This is a genomic window from Saccharothrix sp. BKS2, from assembly GCF_047689505.1.
Lineage (GTDB): Bacteria > Actinomycetota > Actinomycetes > Mycobacteriales > Pseudonocardiaceae > Actinosynnema > Actinosynnema lopnurensis.
This window is the reverse complement of record NZ_JAUQOL010000004.1, coordinates 258,451-273,941: the sequence shown is the minus strand read 5'-3', so window position 1 is coordinate 273,941 and position 15,491 is coordinate 258,451. Positions and strand designations below refer to the sequence as shown.

Genomic DNA, 15,491 nt, shown 5'->3' with positions numbered 1-15,491 from the left:
CGGGCCCCGGAACCGACGTCGAGTTCCGGGACCCGCGAAAGGCGCTGCGCGCCGGGGGCGATCAGCCGCCCCAGCGGTTCGCGTTCTGCTGCTCGGCGGCCTGGTACGCCTCGCCGGCCTGGAGGACGGCGGTGGCGATGCTGGCCAGCACCTGCTGGATGCCGGCGGCGGCCTCGTCCCACTCCTTCTGGCGGGCCTGGTACTCGGTGGACGCGCCACCGTCCCACTGGGCGATGAGCGGCGCGAGGCGGGACTTCAGGTTGTCCAGCTCGGACTGCACCTGGTTCGCCTGGCTCTGGATCGCGGAGCCCGAGCTCGACATTTCGCCGAAGCTGACCTTGATGCGGTTGGTGTCGACCATGATTCCCCTCTTAAAAGACCAAGTCAGGAAGAAGCGAAAAGCGGGTGGAGCGGAAGTGCGGCAGGACCTGTCAGCCGTTGAGGCGGTTGGCGATGGAGGACATCACCTGGTCCTGGTCCTGGTCCTGGGTGAGGTAGGTGGCGGCGGTGCCGCTCATCTGCTCCGCGATCTCCACCAGCGCCTGGTGCAGCTTCTGGGCGTCGCCGTTGAAGCGCTCCATCAGGTTGGTGAAGGCCACCGCGGCGCTACCGGACCAGGCGCTGGACAGGCCCTCTACCGTGCTGCGGAGCTGCGACAGGATGGCCTGCACCGACTCGTCGACGCTGATGATGTCCTCAGCGCCCTTGACCAGTTCGGCGTGTCCAGTCTGAAAGCCACTCATTCGTGAGACCCCCTAGGTCTTCTCGATCAGGCGTTCCCGGTTCGTACGCCTCTTCCGACGCAGACCCTGCCACGCCCGGTTCCGCCCTGGCGCGTTTTTCCCGGAAGTAGTTGCGCTAGTAAACGTTTGGGGGAGCAAACGGCGTCAGTAGAGGATTCGCGCTTGCGAAAAGTCCTCGTCATCGCCGGTGTCGGGGGGCAGTTGACCGCTCGGGCCGGCCACCGCGCGAGAACCGAGCGGAGTGGTGGGCGCCACGGGATTTGCATTAGCGTCCGTTTGCTCTCGCGATTTCTCCGGCGCGGGCAACTCCGGCGCGAGCAACTCCGCCGCGGCCGGCAACCGCTCCACCGGCAGGCCCCGGTGCTCGCGGAACCCGGCGGCGACGCGCCGGACGTCCGCCGAGGTCGCCTCGTGCGCCCCGGGCCGCACCTCGCGGCCGCGGGCCCGCTCGGCCAGCTCCCGGTTGCGCTCGCGCTGGGCCGCCGTCCGGGCCCCGGCCGCCGCGGCGGCCCGGGTGGCCCTGGTCACGGCGGCGTCGACGTCCGCGCGGAACCTGGCCGTGGACTCCGGAATGCCGGTCATCGTCTCCCCTGGGGCCTGTCAGCCGGTCACGGTCAGCGTGCGGACGACCTGCTCGCACGCGGGGCGGACCCGCTCCCGCCCGTCCGCCGGGTACTGGCAGCCGACGCTGACCTGGAACGAGTCCTGGAACAGCACGTACCAGTCGATGGTCGTCGCGCCCGCCGTCTCCCGGTAGTGGACGACGTCCTTGCCCGCGAAGGTGGCGGAGGCGTCGAACCCGGACAGACCGGTGCCCCGGTCGTAGAGCGCGCGCAGCTCGGACCGGGCCCGGTCCGGGTCGGTGGAGGAGTCGTAGTCGAGCTTCTGCTCCTGCACCGCGATGGCCTCCGGGCCCGCACCGCCGGAGGCGGGCTCCAGCAGCACCTTGCGGGTCTCGACCTGCCCGCCGGTCTGCTCCCAGCCCGCCGGCGCGGTGAAGCTGTAGTCGTACTGGGCGATCGCCCGACCGCCGGCGGCCGAGGTGGACGACCCGGTCGTGGCCGGTCCCGGCGTGCCGTCCTCGCCCCGGCTCAGCGCGTAGGCCACGGAACCGCCGACGGCGGCCAGCACGACCACCGCCCCGGTCACCAGCAGCGGCACCCGGCTCCGGCGCGGCGCGGGCGGCGGGTACGGGAAGTGCGCGGGGAACCCGGTCGGCGGCGGGGTGATGCGCCGGGTGATCCGGCGGGTGCCGTCGTCGGGGATCCGCCGCGTGGCCTCGTCGCGCGGCGGCAGGGCCCCGGTGCGCAGCGGGTCCGCGGCCACCGCCCGCAGCGCGCCCCGCGCCACCACGGTCTCCGGCTGGTCGATGCTCGTCGGCACCACCCCGGACTGCTCCAGCACCAGGCGGGCCACCAGCGGTATCCGGCTCGACCCGCCGACCAGGAACACGCCCGCCAGCTCGCGCGGGTCCAGCCCGGCGTCGCGCACCGCGCCCACGACCAGCGCGGCGGCCCGGGTCAGCGGCGCGGCGACCAGGCGCTCCAGGTCCGCGCGGGTGACGTGCGCGTCGGGGAACGGCGGCGGCAGCGGCACGTCGGTGTAGGAGTGCCGGGACAGCGTCTCCTTGGCGCCGCGCACGTCCTGGCGCAGCACCCGGCGCTTGCGGCGGTCGGCCAGCTCCCGGCCCTCGACCAGCCCGCGCCACGCGTCCGGGTCGCCCGGCGCGACCAGCGAGCCGATGTGGTCCAGCAGCGCCTGGTCGACGTCCGCGCCGCCGAACCCCGGGTCGCCCTTGGCGGCCAGCACCCGGAACGAGCCGCCCCGCCGCACCACCACGCTCGCGTCCACCGTGCCGCCGCCCAGGTCGAGCACTGCCAGCGCCGCGCCGTCCGGCACTGCGTGGGTCGCGGAGTGGAACACGGCCGCCGCGACCGGCTCCGGCACCAGTCGCGTCTCCTGCGCCAGGCCCCGGGCCGCACCGAGCAGCACCCGGGTCCGCATCGCGCCCCAGTCCGCGGGGTGGGTGAGCACCAGCAGGTCGACGGGGGCGTTGCCGGCCACCCGCCGCGCCTCGCCCACCGCCCGCGCCAGCACCGCCCGCACCACGTCCGCCACCGGCAGCACGCTGGTGCCCAGCAGCAGTTCGCCCTCGTCGACCCGGCGCTTCGGGTGCGGCTCGTAGCGGGAGGGGTCCACGGCCGCCTGGCGCTCGGCCTCCTGCCCGACGAACAGCGTGCCGTCCGCCGCGGCGAACACCGCCGACGACACGATCGGCTGGCCGTCGACCACGACCACCTGGGGTTCCCGCCCGTTCCGGGACAGGGCGACGCAGGTGCTGGACGTGCCGAAGTCCACCGCCACGTGCAAGCTCATGCGCCATCCCCTCGTCCCGGCACCCGCGGGCACGCACATGCATACCCGATGCGGGAGCGATCCGTCCCGGCCGCACACCCCGCCGCCACCACGCGGTCACGGCGCGCGGGTCCCCGGTCGAGGAGGAACGCCTCGCCCGCCGCGTCGAACCACCGCGTCGCCCGCCGCCACCGCCGCGGTCACGGCGCCGCGGGTCCTCCCGTCCCCCCGACCGCGGCGCCGGCCTCCGCGAAGGCCCTGCGCATCCGCTCCACCTCCAGCGTCGTGCCGACCTCGCCGTACTCGCGCAGGGCGGGCTCCAGCACGGCCAGCGCGTCGGCCGGCCGGCCCAGCGCCAGGTAGCCCTCGCCGATGGACGCCGCCGCGTTCGCCGCCCCGATCCCCTCGCCCACCTCGACGAAGATCCGGTACGCCCGCGTCGCGAGCCGCACGCCCTCGGCCGGGCGACCGGTGGCCACCGCCACCCGGCCCGCGAGGCTCGTCACGTAGCCCGTGCCCCGCAGGTCGTCCACGACGTCGATCCTCGCCACGGCGCGGGCCGACGCCTCGGCCGCCCGCGCCAGGTCGCCGTGCTGGAGGGCGCACCTGGCCACGCTGTGGTTGAACTGCACCTCGGCCAGCTCGTTGCCCAGCTCCCGGCACAGGGCCAGGGTCTCGTCGAAGTGCGGCAGGGCCTCCTCGTAGCGCCCGGAGTGGGCCAGCATCAGGGCCAGCTCGCGCCGCGCCGAGCAGGCCGCGCTCCGGACGCCGCTGCGCCGCGCCGCCTCCACCGCGCGCCGGGCCAAGGCCACGTCCGCCACACCGGTGTGCAGGTGGCCGTAGTGCGCCAGCGACGCCAGGGCGAGCGCCTCCGCGGCGTGGTCGCCGTCCCGGCCGAACCCGCGGGCGCACTCCGCCAGCGAGCCCAGCAGCTCGTCGTCGAGCGACGCCTTGATGTGCTGGATCGCCAGGTGGTACCTCATGCGCCCGGCCCACCGGTCCTCGCCCGCGTCCCGGAGGGCCCGCTCGACCACCCCGGCCAGCTCGATCACCCGGTCGTTGGGGACGAACACGTCCAGGTACCGCATGGCGCGCTCGTAGAGCCGGAAGGACTCGACCGCCCACCCCCGCCGGGCCGTCGCCTCGATGGCGCGCTCCAGCGCGACCTGCTCGGCCAGCAGCCAGGCGACGCCGTCCGCGGTCAGCCGCTCGACCTCCCGCGCGGGCAGCACGCCCGAGGGCTCCACCGGGCTGAGCGGCACCTCGTCCACGCTCTGGGTCGTCCGCCCGGACGCCGCCTCGGCCAGCGTGGTCAGCACGCCGAAGTAGGCGCGCAGCACCGCGTCGTTGCCCGCCGGGTCGTCCGCGGCGGCCATCTCTGCCGCGTAGACCGCGAGGACGTCGTGCAGGCGGTAGCGCGGCTCGCCGGTCGCGTCCGCGCCCGTCTCCTCCAGCAGGTTCGCCTCGACCAGCTGCTCCACCGCGGGCTCCGGGTCGTCGAGCCCGGTGAGCGCCCTGACCACCCACGAGGCCACGTCCACCGCGCCGAGCAGGCCCAGCCGGCGGAACGCCAGCGCCGCCTCCGGCGCCAGCGCCTCGTAGCTCGGCTCCAGGCTCGCCCGGACCTCCAGGTCCCCCGCCGCCAGCTCGTCCAGCCTGCGCCGCTCGTCGACCAGCCGGGCGGCGAGCTTCGCCGGCGGCAGGGACGGCCGGGCGGCGAGCCGGGCGCCCACGATCCGCAGGGCCAGCGGCAGCCCGCCGCACACCTCGACGACCTCGTCGACCGCCCGCCCCGCCGCGGCCACCCGGTCCGCGCCGATCATCAGCGACAGCAGGTCCAGCGCCATCGCGGGGGACAGCGGCGGCACCCGCAGCACCCGGACGCCCGGCAGGCCGGACAGCCGCCGCCGGCTGCTGATCAGCACCGCGGTGCCGGGCGTGCCCGGCAGCAGGTGCCGCACCTGCGCCACGCTCGCCGCGTCGTCCAGGACCAGCAGCACCGCGCGGTCGGCCACGTGCGCGCGGAAGGCGGCGGCCCTGGCCTCCAGCCGGTCCGGGATGGCCGAGGAGGCGACGCCGACCGCGGTCAGCAGCTCGGCCAGCACCTCGCCCGGGTCGCGGGGCGCGCGGCCCGCGCCGTCGAGCCGGACGAACAGCTGGCCGTCGGGGAACCGGTCGCGCAGCGCGTGCGCGACCCGGACCGTCCAGGCGCTCTTGCCGCCGCCGGGCGGGCCGGTGATCGCGACCACCGGCACCCCGGTGCCGCCGGAGCGGCCGGTCAGCAGCGCGATCGCCTCCTTGCACAGGTCCTCGCGCCCGACGAAGTCGACCGTCTCGGGCGGCAGCTGGCACAGCGCGGTCCACGCGGTGGACGCGGTGGACGCGGCGGGCGGCGCGGCCGGGGGCGCGGGCTCGCCGACGAGCACGGTGTGGTGCACCGCGCGCAGGTACTGGCTCGGGTCGACGCCCAGCTCCTCCACCAGCCGCTCGCTGATCGCCCGGTACTCGGCCAGCGCCTCGGCCTGCCGGTCGCCGCGGTGCAGGGCGAGCACCAGCTGGCCCCAGAACCGCTCCCGCAGCGGGTACGCCTTCGTCAGCGCGCGCAGCTCGGGCACCAGGTCCACGGCGCGCCCGGCCGCCAGGTCGGCCTCGATCCGCCGCTCCAGCACCACCAGCCGCTCCTCCCGCAGCGGCTCGACGTCCTCCTGGTGCAGCGCGTCGGACCGCACGTCCGACAGCGGCTCGCCCCGCCACAGGCCCAGCGCCTCCGCGCACCGGCCCTCGGCGGCCAGCGCGCGGAACCGGTGCAGGTCCAGCGCGTCGGGCCCCACCTCGGCGAGGTAGCCGTTGGTCGCGGTGCGCACCACGTTGGCCTCGCCCAGCGCCTGCCGCAGGCGGGTCACCACCATGTGCAGCGTCGAGCGGGCCCGCGCCGGGTTGCCCGCGCGGCCGTCCCACAGCCGCTCGACCAGCGCGTCCACCGTCACGGTCTGGTTCGCGCGCAGCAGCAGGGTCGCCAGCAGCACCCGGGCCAGGCCGGCGGGCACCTCGACCCGCTCGCCGCCGTGCCGCACCTCCAGCGGGCCCAGCACCTTGAACGTGGTGGTCATCCGCGCACCTCCAGGTCCCGGCGTGGTTGTTCAACGCCACCGCCAACCCCTCCTCGTTGCCCTGCGCCGTCCACAGCTCCACGGCCCGCTCGCCGTACTCCACGGCCTCGTCGTAGCGCCGCAGCGACTCGTAGGCGCCGGCGAGTTCGAGGCAGGTCGCCGCGGTGCCGTGCGCGTGCCCGATCTCCTCGCGGATCTCCAGCGCGAGGACCAACTCCGCCAGGGAGTCCTCGGGCCGGACGCGGCGGGTCGTGCTGCCGAGCGTGTGCGGGGCCACCGCCTCGGCGAACCGGTTGCCGAGGTGGCGGGCGGCGGCCAGGGCGATCTCGTTGAGCGTCCGCCACTCGGCCCAGACGTAATGGGTGTGCAGGTAGCTCCACATCGCGGTGGGCAGCTGCCAGGCGTGCTCCAGCCACCCCCGCTCCACCGCGAACGGGATCAGCACGCGCAGGTTCGGCATCTCGGAGTCGACCCACGCCATGGCCCGCGGCCGCTCGGTGAACGTCAGCAGCGGCACGGTGTCCGCGATCGGCGTGAGCGACAGCACCGTGCGGCTGCGGCGCATCACCCGGTCCGCGCGGTCCACGTTGTGCAGGTGGAGGTCCAGCAGCCGGCCGGGGGCCAGGCGCCGGTCCTCTTCGGACTCCTCGGTCGCCGCGCACGCCTCCGCGTGCAGCCGCAGCAGGTCGTGCATGCCGAACCGGCCCGGCTGCGGCTGCTCCAGCAGGTGCGCGCGCAGCAGCTCGGCCGGCGCGCGGCGGGTGCCGTCGAGCCCCGTGCCGGTCAGCGCCGCGGCGGTCTCGGCGGTGAAGTCGCGGCACGGGACCACGCCGAGCAGGCGGAACAGCCGCCGGGCCGACGGGGTCAGCGCCCAGTAGGACAGGTGGAACGTGACGCGCACCGCGGACGCCGGGTCGCCCGGGATCTCCAGGTCGGAGAGCCGGTCGCCCGACCGCAGCGCCGCCACGTAGTCGGCCGCCGAGCCGGGCTCGACGGCCATGGTCGCGGCGGCCACCCGCAGCGCCGGCGGCAGGCCGCCGCAGACCTCCACCAGCTCCGCGGACGCCTCGGCCTCGGCGGCCACGCGCTCGGGCCCGAGGATGCGGCGCAGCAGGTCCACGGCCGCGTTGTCCAGCACGACCAGGGCCCGCCGGTCGGCCGGCAGCGGCGCCACGTCGTCGCGGTGCAGCACGTCCGACCGTACGTCCGCCGGCGGCGCGCCCCGCCACAGCCCCAGCGCCTCGGCCACCCGGCCCACGGCCACCAGGTCGCGGAAGCGGTGCAGGTCCAGCGCGCCCGGCGGCACGGCGGCGAAGTACCCGCCCACGACGGTGCGCACCACGTTCGCCTCGCCCAGCGCCTGGCGCAGCCGGCGCACCACCATCTGGAGCGTGGCCCGCGCCCGCTCCGGTTTCGGCGCGCCGCCGTCCCACAGCCGGTCCACCGGCTCGTCGACCGCCACCTGCTCGCCCGCCCGCAGCAGCAGGGTGGCCGGCAGCACCCGCCCGCGACCCGAGGGCACCGCGACCCGCTCGTCGCCGTGCCACACCTCCAGCGGGCCCAGCACGGTGAACCGGATCACGCGAGGGCCGCCCGCCGACGCGCGTGCGGTGGCACCGGACCACGTTCCCACCGGGCCAGGGCGGAACCCGGCACCTCGACCCGAACCACCATGCCCCTCCCCCTGGACGTGGACCAGTTTACGACTGGTGGCGGGTTGTGCGCCCACCGTTGTCCGCGCTAGAGCCGCGACCGTCCACACGGGTGGGTCACCGCGCGCCGGGGGGATCGGCCCGCACCAGCTCGACCGGCGCGGCCGCCGGCTGCGTCCGGGACCGCCGGCTGCGTCCGGGACCGCCGGCTGCGTCCGGGACCGCCGGCTGCGTCCGGGACCGCCGGTGCGGTGGCCCCCGACCGGGTCGGGGGCCACCGCACCGCTCACCCGGTGACCAGCTCCGCCAGCCGGGCCCGGACCTCCTCCGCCCGCGGGTTGGCGTCGCGCTCCAGCACCTCCAGCGCCCTGCGCAGGGCGTCGCGCGCCCCCGCGACGTCCCCGGTGGCCTCCAGCGCCGTGGCCAGGTTGTCCAGGGCGAACACCTCCTGGCGGGCGCTGAGCAGGTACCGCGGCGACGCGAGGATCTCGGTGAACTCCCCGATCGCCAGGTCGAACCGGCCCAACCCCAGGTAGATCACGCCCAGCGTGTCCTTGACCGAGGCCAGCAGGTCCTGGTCGGCCCGCAGGCAGATCTCCATGGCCTCCAGGCAGGGCGCGAGCGCCCGCTCGTACTCCCCCATGCGCGTGAGCGTGTCGGCGTAGTTGTTCAGGGTGACGGTCGTGTAGTCCGCGCCGGGCAGGGCGCGCGAGAGCTCGATGGCCCGCACGTGCAGCCGGCACGCCTCCTCGAACCGGCCGGTCCGCGAGTAGACGCCCGCGACCTGGGCGACGGTCGACGCGGTGCCCCGGACGTCGCCCACCCGCTCGCGCAGCCGCAGCGCGTCCTCGAACAGCCGCAGCGCGCTGTCGTACTCGGAGCGGTTCTTCGCCAGGCAGCCCAACGTGTGCAGGGAGAGGGCCTCCGCGTACTCGTCGCCGACCGCGCGGGCCGCCTCCAGCGCGATCTCGGACAGGTGGGTCCACTCGGCCGAGTCCTGGCGCAGGTTGAGCCACGGCCACATCGCGTTCGGCAGCCGCCAGCCGTGCTCGGGGAACCCGTGCCGCCGCGCCAGCCCGACCGCCTCGACCAGGTTGCGGTGCTCGACCTCGCACCACGCGGACGCGCCGTCCCGGTCGGCGAGCACCACCGGGTGCACGGCCTCGTCGGGCGTGGTGAGCGGGACCGCGGCGTGGTGCCGCGACATCAGCGCGCCCGCGCGGTGGGCGGAGTGCAGGTGGAAGTCGAGCAGCCGGCGCACCGCGGCGCGGCGCTCCTCCGCGGTCTCGTGCTCCTGCACCAGCTCGGCCGCGTACGCGCGCAGCAGGTCGTGCCACGCGTAGCGGCCGGGCTCGTGCTCGGTCAGCAGGTGCGCGCCGGTCAGCTCACCCAGCACGCGGCGGGTCCGCCCGACCGGCAGGCCCGCGAGGCTCGCCGCGGCGGCCACCGGCACGTCCCGACCGGCCGCGACGCCGAGCAGCCGGAACAGCCGGGCCGCGGCCGGGCTCAGCCGGCGGTAGGACCAGGACAGGGCGGTGCGCACGCTCGTGGCCCGGTCGCCGGTCTCCAGCGCGTCGAGCCGGGTCTCCTCGTCGGCCAGCTCGTCGACCAGCGCCCGCAGCGGCAGCCGGGGGTTCACCGCCGCGCGGGCGGCCACCACGTTGAGCGCCAGGGGCAGGCCCGCGCACCGGGCCACCAGCTCGTCGATCGCCCCCGCGTCCGCGTCGACGCGCCGGGCCCCGAGCCGGCGCCGGAGCAGGACCACCGAGTCGCCGGCGTCGAGCAGGCCGAGGGTCAGCGGGGCGGCGCCCTCGCCGGCGACCAGGCCGGTGAGCTGGTTGCGGCTGGTCACCAGCACGGCGCAGCGGGGGCCGGCGGGCAGCAGCGGCCGCACCTGGTCGGCGTCCCGGGCGTTGTCCAGCAGCACCAGGACCCGCCGGTCGGCCAGCAGGCTGCGGTACATCGCGGCCATCTCGTCCACGGTGGACGGAACCGTGGCGGGCGACACGCCCAGCGCGTCGAGGAAACCGCGCAGCACCACCCGGGGCGGCACCGGCTCGCCGCTGACGTCGAACCCGCGCAGGTTGGCGTGCAGCTGCCCGTCCGGGAACCGGGTCGCCACCCGGTGCGCCCAGTGCACCGCCAACGCCGTCTTGCCCACCCCGGCCGTGCCGTTGATGGCCGAGATCACCGCGCCGCCGCCCGACGCGGCCTCGTCCAGCGCGGCGATCGCGTCCCCGCGACCGGTGAAGAACGGCGGCGGCGCGGGCAGCTGCCGGGGCACCGCCGGGCCGCGCGGGGCCGGCTCGTCGCCCAGGACCCGCCGGTGCACCTCCCGCAACGCCGGTCCGGGCTCGACGCCCAGCTCGTCGACCAGATGCTCGCGCACCTCCCGGTAGGCGGCCAGCGCCTCGGCCTGCCGGTCCGCCCGGTGCAGGGCCGCCACCAGCTGCGCCCACAGCCGCTCGCGCAGGGGGTACTGCCTGGTCAGCGCCCGCAGCTCGGGCACGAGCTCCGCCGCCCGGCCCACCGCCAGGTCCGCGTCGACGCGCCGCTCCAGCACGCCCAGCCGCTCCTCCAGCAGCGGCGCGACCTCCTCGCGGTGCAGCGAGTCCGACCGCACGTCCACCAGCGGCTCACCGCGCCACAGCGCCAGCGCCTCGGCGAACCGCCGCCGCGCCACCAGCTCCCGGTACCGGTGCAGGTCCAGGCTCCCCGGCGGCACCTCGGCCAGGTAGCCGTCGGCGACCGTGCGCACCACGTTGGCCTCGCCCAGCGCCTGCCGCAGCCGCGTCACCACCATCTGCAACGTCGCGCGGGCCCGCGACGCGGTGGGCGGCGCGCCGTCCCAGAGCCGGTCGATGAGCAGGTCGGTGGGCACCACCTCGTCAGCGCGCAGCAGCAGCGACGCCAGCAGGACCCGGGCCCGGCCGGCGGGAACGGGCACGGGACGATCGCCGAGCCGCACCTCCAGCGGCCCGAGGACGCGCAGCTCGACCGACAGCTCCCCCACCTCCACCGCCGTTGGAGCATAGGGGAGTCCTGATCACCGTGACAGCGCGGCGTGAGTCGACTGTGAGCGCCACCGGGCACAGTGGAGCCAGTTCACCGCGGTCCCGGTCCGGTGGGCGGGCGGCGGCAGGCAGGAGGGGGTCCGCCGTACGCGCGCCGGACAGGTCCGGGGGGCGGCCCCGGGGGGACACCGGGGGTCGGGACCGGGGACCGGGGTGGACGCCACGACCCGTGGCCGCCGGGGCGCTTCCCCGCGCCGGTGGCCACGGGTCGTGCCACGTCCGCGAGCACGGGTCGGACCGGCGGGCGCGGCCCGCACCACCTCCCGCAGACGCGCGGAGGGCCCCACCGGTGTCCGGTGGGGCCCTCCGCGCGTCCAGACCTCCGAGCCGCCCGGGGCCACCGGTCCGGCGGCCCCGACCACGCACTACTCCGGGTCGATCCAGGCCACCTGGATGCGCTGCTGCCCGAACTTGCGGGTGACGAGCGTGCCCCGGCCCGGGGGCTGCGGCGAGGGCTTGAGGTTGCCCACGATGTTGCCCTCCTCCTTGGACCCCGACCCGACCATGATCGGCGCCGAGATCTCCTTGAGCTTGCCCAGGATCGGGTCGAACAGCGCCCGCGACGCGCCACCCATGCGGCGCACCACGATGATGTGCAGGCCGACGTCCTTGGCCTGCGGGATGAACTCGGCCAGCGGTTGGAGCGGGTTCACCCCGCCCTGCGGCGCGACCAGGTCGTAGTCGTCGACCACCACGAACAGCTCCGGCCCCTTCCACCAGGACCGGTTCCTCAGCTCCTCCTGCGTGACGTTCGGCCCCGGCAGTCGGCCCTGCATCGAGCCGCGGACGTCCTTGATCATGTCCGTCAGCTGGTTGCCCGACACCGCGTAGGACAGCAGGTGGTCGGTCCCGATGTAGCCGAGCATCGTGCGCCGGTAGTCGACCAGCAGGATCAGCGCCTCGCTGGAGGTGTAGCTGCCCATGATGCCGCGCACGATGGTGCGCAGCATGTTCGTCTTGCCGGACTCGCCGTCGGCCAGCGCCATGAAGTGCGGGTCGGCGTCGAAGTCCAGGAAGACCGGCGCCAGCTCGTCCTCGTTGACGCCCAGCGGCACCAGGTGGCCCCGGTTGGGCCTGACCTGGAGCACCTGGTTCATCAGCTCGTCGTGCGGCAGCACGTCGGGCAGCAGGCGGACCTGCGGCGCGTGCCTGCCGCGCCAGGTGCCGCCGACCTTGGCGATCATGTCCTGCACGCCCGCCGCCACGTTGATGGCGTCCGACGAGGCGTCGATGCGCGGCAGCGCGGTCAGGAAGTGCAGCTTCTGCGGCGACAGGCCGCGACCGGGCCGGCCGGCGGGCACGTTGACCGCGACCTTCCGGTCCACCTCGGACTCGCTAGGGTCTCCCAGCCGCAGCTCGAACCGGGTGCCCAGCAGGTCCTTCATCGCGGGCCGGATCTCCGCCCACCGGTTGGCCGCCACCACCACGTGCACGCCGAACGACAGGCCCTGCGCGGCGAGCGCCTGGACCGCCGGCTCCAGCACCTCGAACTCCTGCCGGAAGTTCATCCAGCCGTCGACCAGCAGGAACGCGTCGCCGAAGTCGTCGTCCCGGATCTCGCCGCGCCGCTTGCGGTTGCGGAACTCGACCATCGAGTCGATGCCCTGGGCGCGGAACCGCTGCTCGCGCTCGGAGATCAGGCCGGACAGCTCGGCCACCATGCGGCGCGCCTTGTCCACGTCCAACCGGCTGGCGAAGCCACCGACGTGCGGCAGCTTCTCCAGCGCGGCGAGCGTGCCGCCACCGAGGTCGAGGCAGTAGAACTGCACCTCCTCGGGCGTGTGCGTCAACGCCATGGACGTGACCAGGGTGCGCAGCATCATCGACTTGCCCGACTGCGGGCCGCCGACGATCGCGCCGTGGCCGGCCGCGCCGGAGAAGTCGGCCCACAGCAGGTCGCGGCGCTGCTCGAACGGCTTGTCGACCACGCCCAGCGGCACCTGGAGCTTGCCGTTGGCGAAGAACCCGGGCGCGGTCAGACCGCGGTCCTCGGTCTGCTGGAGCGGCGGCAGCAGGGTGTCCAGCGACGGCGGCTCGTTCAGCGGCGGCAGCCACACCTCGTGCGCCGGCGGGCCCTGGCCCACCAGGCGCTCGACCACGACCTCCAGCTCGCTGGGCTCGTTGGAGTCCTCTTCCTTCTTCTGCTGGACCACCGGCTCCAGCGGCCGGATCGGCTCCTTGGGGACCTCGATGTAGTCCGGCACGAAGAACCGGGGCCGCTTGTCGCTGGTCACCGGCGCGGCCGGGCCGCCGACCTGGATGCCGGCGGGCCGGTACGGGCCCGACACGTACAGCGCCTTGAACCGGGTCAGCGGCGAGCCCTGCACGCCCAGGTAGCCCGAGCCCGGGATGGGCGGCAGCTCGTAGGCGTCCGGCACGCCGATCGCGGCGCGCGACTCCGCGGCGGAGAACGTCTTCAGGCCGATCCGGTAGGACAGGAACGTGTCCAGGCCGCGCAGCTTGCCCTCCTCCAGGCGCTGCGAGGCCAGCAGCATGTGCATCTGGAGCGACCGGCCGACGCGACCGATCTGGAGGAAGATGTCGATGAAGTCCGGCTTCGCCGTCAGCATCTCGGAGAACTCGTCGATGCAGATGAACAGCGCGGGCAGCGGGTCGAGGTCGGCGCCGTTCTCGCGCGCCTTCTCGTAGTCCCACACGTTCTTGTAGTTGCCCTTGGCCAGGACCTCCTGGCGGCGGGCCACCTCGCCGGCGATGGCGTCCTTCATCCGGTCGACCAGGGTCAGGTCGCCCGCCAGGTTGGTGATCGTCGCGGCGACGTGCGGGGCCTTGTCCAGGCCGAGGAACGTCGCGCCGCCCTTGAAGTCGACGAGGATCATGTTCAGCGTCGTCGACGAGTGCGTGGCCAGCATCCCGAGCACGAGCGTGCGCAGGAACTCGGACTTGCCGGAACCGGTCGCGCCGATGCACAGGCCGTGCGGACCCATGCCCTCCATCGCCGCTTCCTTGATGTCCAGCTCCACCTGCTGGCCGAACTCGCCGATGCCGAACGGCACGCGGTAGCGGTCGCGCACCGGCCGGGGCCGCCACGCCGCCTGCACGTCGAAGGTCATCGGGTCGCCGGGGATGCCCAGGAACTCCAGCAGCGGCGGGTTGTTGTTCATGGACAGCGGGTCCTCGTCGACGCCGCCCGAGTCCACGCCGCCGATCCGGTACGGCGACAGCCGGCGCGCCAGCGCCTCGGCCTCGACCACGCTCAGCCAGTCCGGCGCGCCGAACCACTCGACGCCGCTCGCGCTGCGCGCGCCCAGCTTGCCGTCCTCGATCACCAGCCGCAGGCCGCGGCGGGCGGTCAGGTTGCCCAGCGACTCGGACAGGTCGAGCAGGGTGACGCCGACCAGGCCCTCCTCCAGGACGATCTGCTCCTCGCGGGTCACGTCGCCGTCGTCGATGAGGATGACCACGTGCGGCTGGTCCGCGGGCGGCGGCGCGTTGCGGGTGAACCGCTGCCGGTCGCGCAGCTGCTCGTCCAGCATCTGCTCGACCTCGGTCAGCGAGCCCGCCATCATCCGCATCTGGCCGATGCCGTCGATGGTGGTGGGGTGCTGCACGTGCGGCAGCCACTTCATCCACTCCCACTCGGCCTTGGTGCGGCCGGTGGTGACCACCGCGATGAGCAGGTCGTCCGGTGAGTGGAAGGTCGCCATCTGCGCGAGCAGGGCGCGGGCCAGGCCGCGCTTGACCTCGGTCTCGCCGAGCAGGCCGACCGCGGCGAAGCCGCGCAGCGCGATCGAGATGGGCAGGTCGGGCACCAGCGAGTGGGCGCGCACGAACCGGCGCAGCGCCAGCGTCGCGATGGGCTCCAGCTCCTCGACCGGGCCGGTCTGCGGCGGCACCAGGCGGGTGGCCAGGCGCTGCGAGCCGCGGCCCGCGCGCAGGTGGCAGAAGTCGGGGTCGTTCTGCCGGCGCTCCCACATGCGCCGGGTGGTGGCCAGGGACCAGAGCACCTGCGGGTCCGGGTGGACCCACTCGCGCTCGGCGCGCTGCTCGTTGGCCGCCTCGCGGGCGCGGTCCCGCATCTGGCCGAGGTACCGCAGGTAGTCCTTGCGGTCCTCGTTCATCTCGGCCTTCTTCTGGCCCCGGCCGCCGCCCATGCCGCCGGCCATCATGCCGATGGTCGAGATCAGCATCATGCCCGGCATGATCATGGCCGCCGGGCTCTTGTTGCTGTAGGCGAACATCAGGACCATCATCCCGACGGACGAGACGATCATGACGACGGGCAGCGCCTTCATCATGATGTTGCCGGGGATGACCCGGGGCACCTCGGGCGGTGGTTCGAGGTGGACTTCACCGCCGGGCGGGCGGGGCGCGGCGAGGCGTGCCGTGCGCTTGAACTGCAGCGTGCTCACCTGACGGGCACCTCTTCAAACTCGATCCAAGACCGCTTGGCGCGCGTGCGGGCGCGGCCGGTCGCACCCGACACTATGGCGCATCGGGGCACCTCCCGGAGGTGGGTCCGGCAAAGAGTGTTGCGCACGTGTTGTGCGGAACGGCACTGCCGGGAGGCCCGGGACGGCCATACTTGGGTCCGCCGGA

Annotated in this window: 8 protein-coding genes; 1 reads left to right on the top strand and 7 read right to left on the bottom strand. The window is 75.0% G+C overall.

Features of this window, described 5'->3' with window-relative positions; translation table 11 throughout:
- Positions 1-61 precede the first annotated feature (61 nt).
- The 5 genes from Q5530_RS09930 to Q5530_RS09910 all read right to left on the bottom strand — a co-directional run bounded on the left by Q5530_RS09930 (position 62) and on the right by Q5530_RS09910 (position 6,208).
- Positions 62-361, bottom strand: coding sequence for a WXG100 family type VII secretion target (locus tag Q5530_RS09930; protein WP_380634258.1), 300 nt, complete (start codon positions 359-361; stop codon positions 62-64).
- Between the two features lie 70 nt (positions 362-431).
- Positions 432-743: a WXG100 family type VII secretion target gene (locus Q5530_RS09925; RefSeq protein ID WP_415361888.1), complete on the bottom strand. Its 312-nt coding sequence runs from the start codon at positions 741-743 to the stop codon at positions 432-434.
- 144 nt (positions 744-887) lie between these two features.
- Positions 888-1,325, bottom strand: a complete 438-nt coding sequence (locus Q5530_RS09920) for a hypothetical protein (RefSeq protein ID WP_415361887.1) — start codon at positions 1,323-1,325, stop codon at positions 888-890.
- Positions 1,326-1,343: 18 nt separating this feature from the next.
- Positions 1,344-3,119: a type VII secretion-associated protein gene (locus Q5530_RS09915; RefSeq protein ID WP_415361886.1), complete on the bottom strand. Its 1,776-nt coding sequence runs from the start codon at positions 3,117-3,119 to the stop codon at positions 1,344-1,346.
- Between the two features lie 179 nt (positions 3,120-3,298).
- A complete protein-coding gene (locus tag Q5530_RS09910) occupies positions 3,299-6,208 on the bottom strand; it encodes a BTAD domain-containing putative transcriptional regulator (protein WP_415361885.1) in 2,910 nt (969 codons plus the stop codon).
- Between the two features lie 386 nt (positions 6,209-6,594).
- Between Q5530_RS09910 and Q5530_RS09905 the strand changes: the two genes are divergently transcribed.
- Complete coding sequence (locus tag Q5530_RS09905) at positions 6,595-7,086, top strand: hypothetical protein (protein WP_415361884.1); 492 nt, start codon at positions 6,595-6,597, stop codon at positions 7,084-7,086.
- 1,060 nt (positions 7,087-8,146) lie between these two features.
- Here the strand turns inward: Q5530_RS09905 and Q5530_RS09900 are convergent.
- Both Q5530_RS09900 and eccCa read right to left on the bottom strand, forming a co-directional pair.
- The gene (locus Q5530_RS09900) at positions 8,147-10,879 is read right to left on the bottom strand and encodes a BTAD domain-containing putative transcriptional regulator (RefSeq protein WP_415361883.1); all 2,733 of its coding nucleotides are present in this window, start codon (positions 10,877-10,879) and stop codon (positions 8,147-8,149) included.
- Between the two features lie 420 nt (positions 10,880-11,299).
- Complete coding sequence (gene eccCa / locus Q5530_RS09895) at positions 11,300-15,304, bottom strand: type VII secretion protein EccCa (RefSeq protein ID WP_415361882.1); 4,005 nt, start codon at positions 15,302-15,304, stop codon at positions 11,300-11,302.
- Between the last annotated feature and the right edge of the window lie 187 nt (positions 15,305-15,491).

What these genes read in the sequence shown, in the direction of transcription:
- Q5530_RS09915 (WP_415361886.1), bottom strand. Translation starts at nt 3,119, where the DNA reads ATGAGCTTGCACGTGGCGGTGGACTTCGGCACGTCCAGCACCTGCGTC.
- Q5530_RS09925 (WP_415361888.1), bottom strand. Translation starts at nt 743, where the DNA reads ATGAGTGGCTTTCAGACTGGACACGCCGAACTGGTCAAGGGCGCTGAG.
- Q5530_RS09910 (WP_415361885.1), bottom strand. Translation starts at nt 6,208, where the DNA reads ATGACCACCACGTTCAAGGTGCTGGGCCCGCTGGAGGTGCGGCACGGC.
- Q5530_RS09920 (WP_415361887.1), bottom strand. Translation starts at nt 1,325, where the DNA reads ATGACCGGCATTCCGGAGTCCACGGCCAGGTTCCGCGCGGACGTCGAC.
- Q5530_RS09930 (WP_380634258.1), bottom strand. Translation starts at nt 361, where the DNA reads ATGGTCGACACCAACCGCATCAAGGTCAGCTTCGGCGAAATGTCGAGC.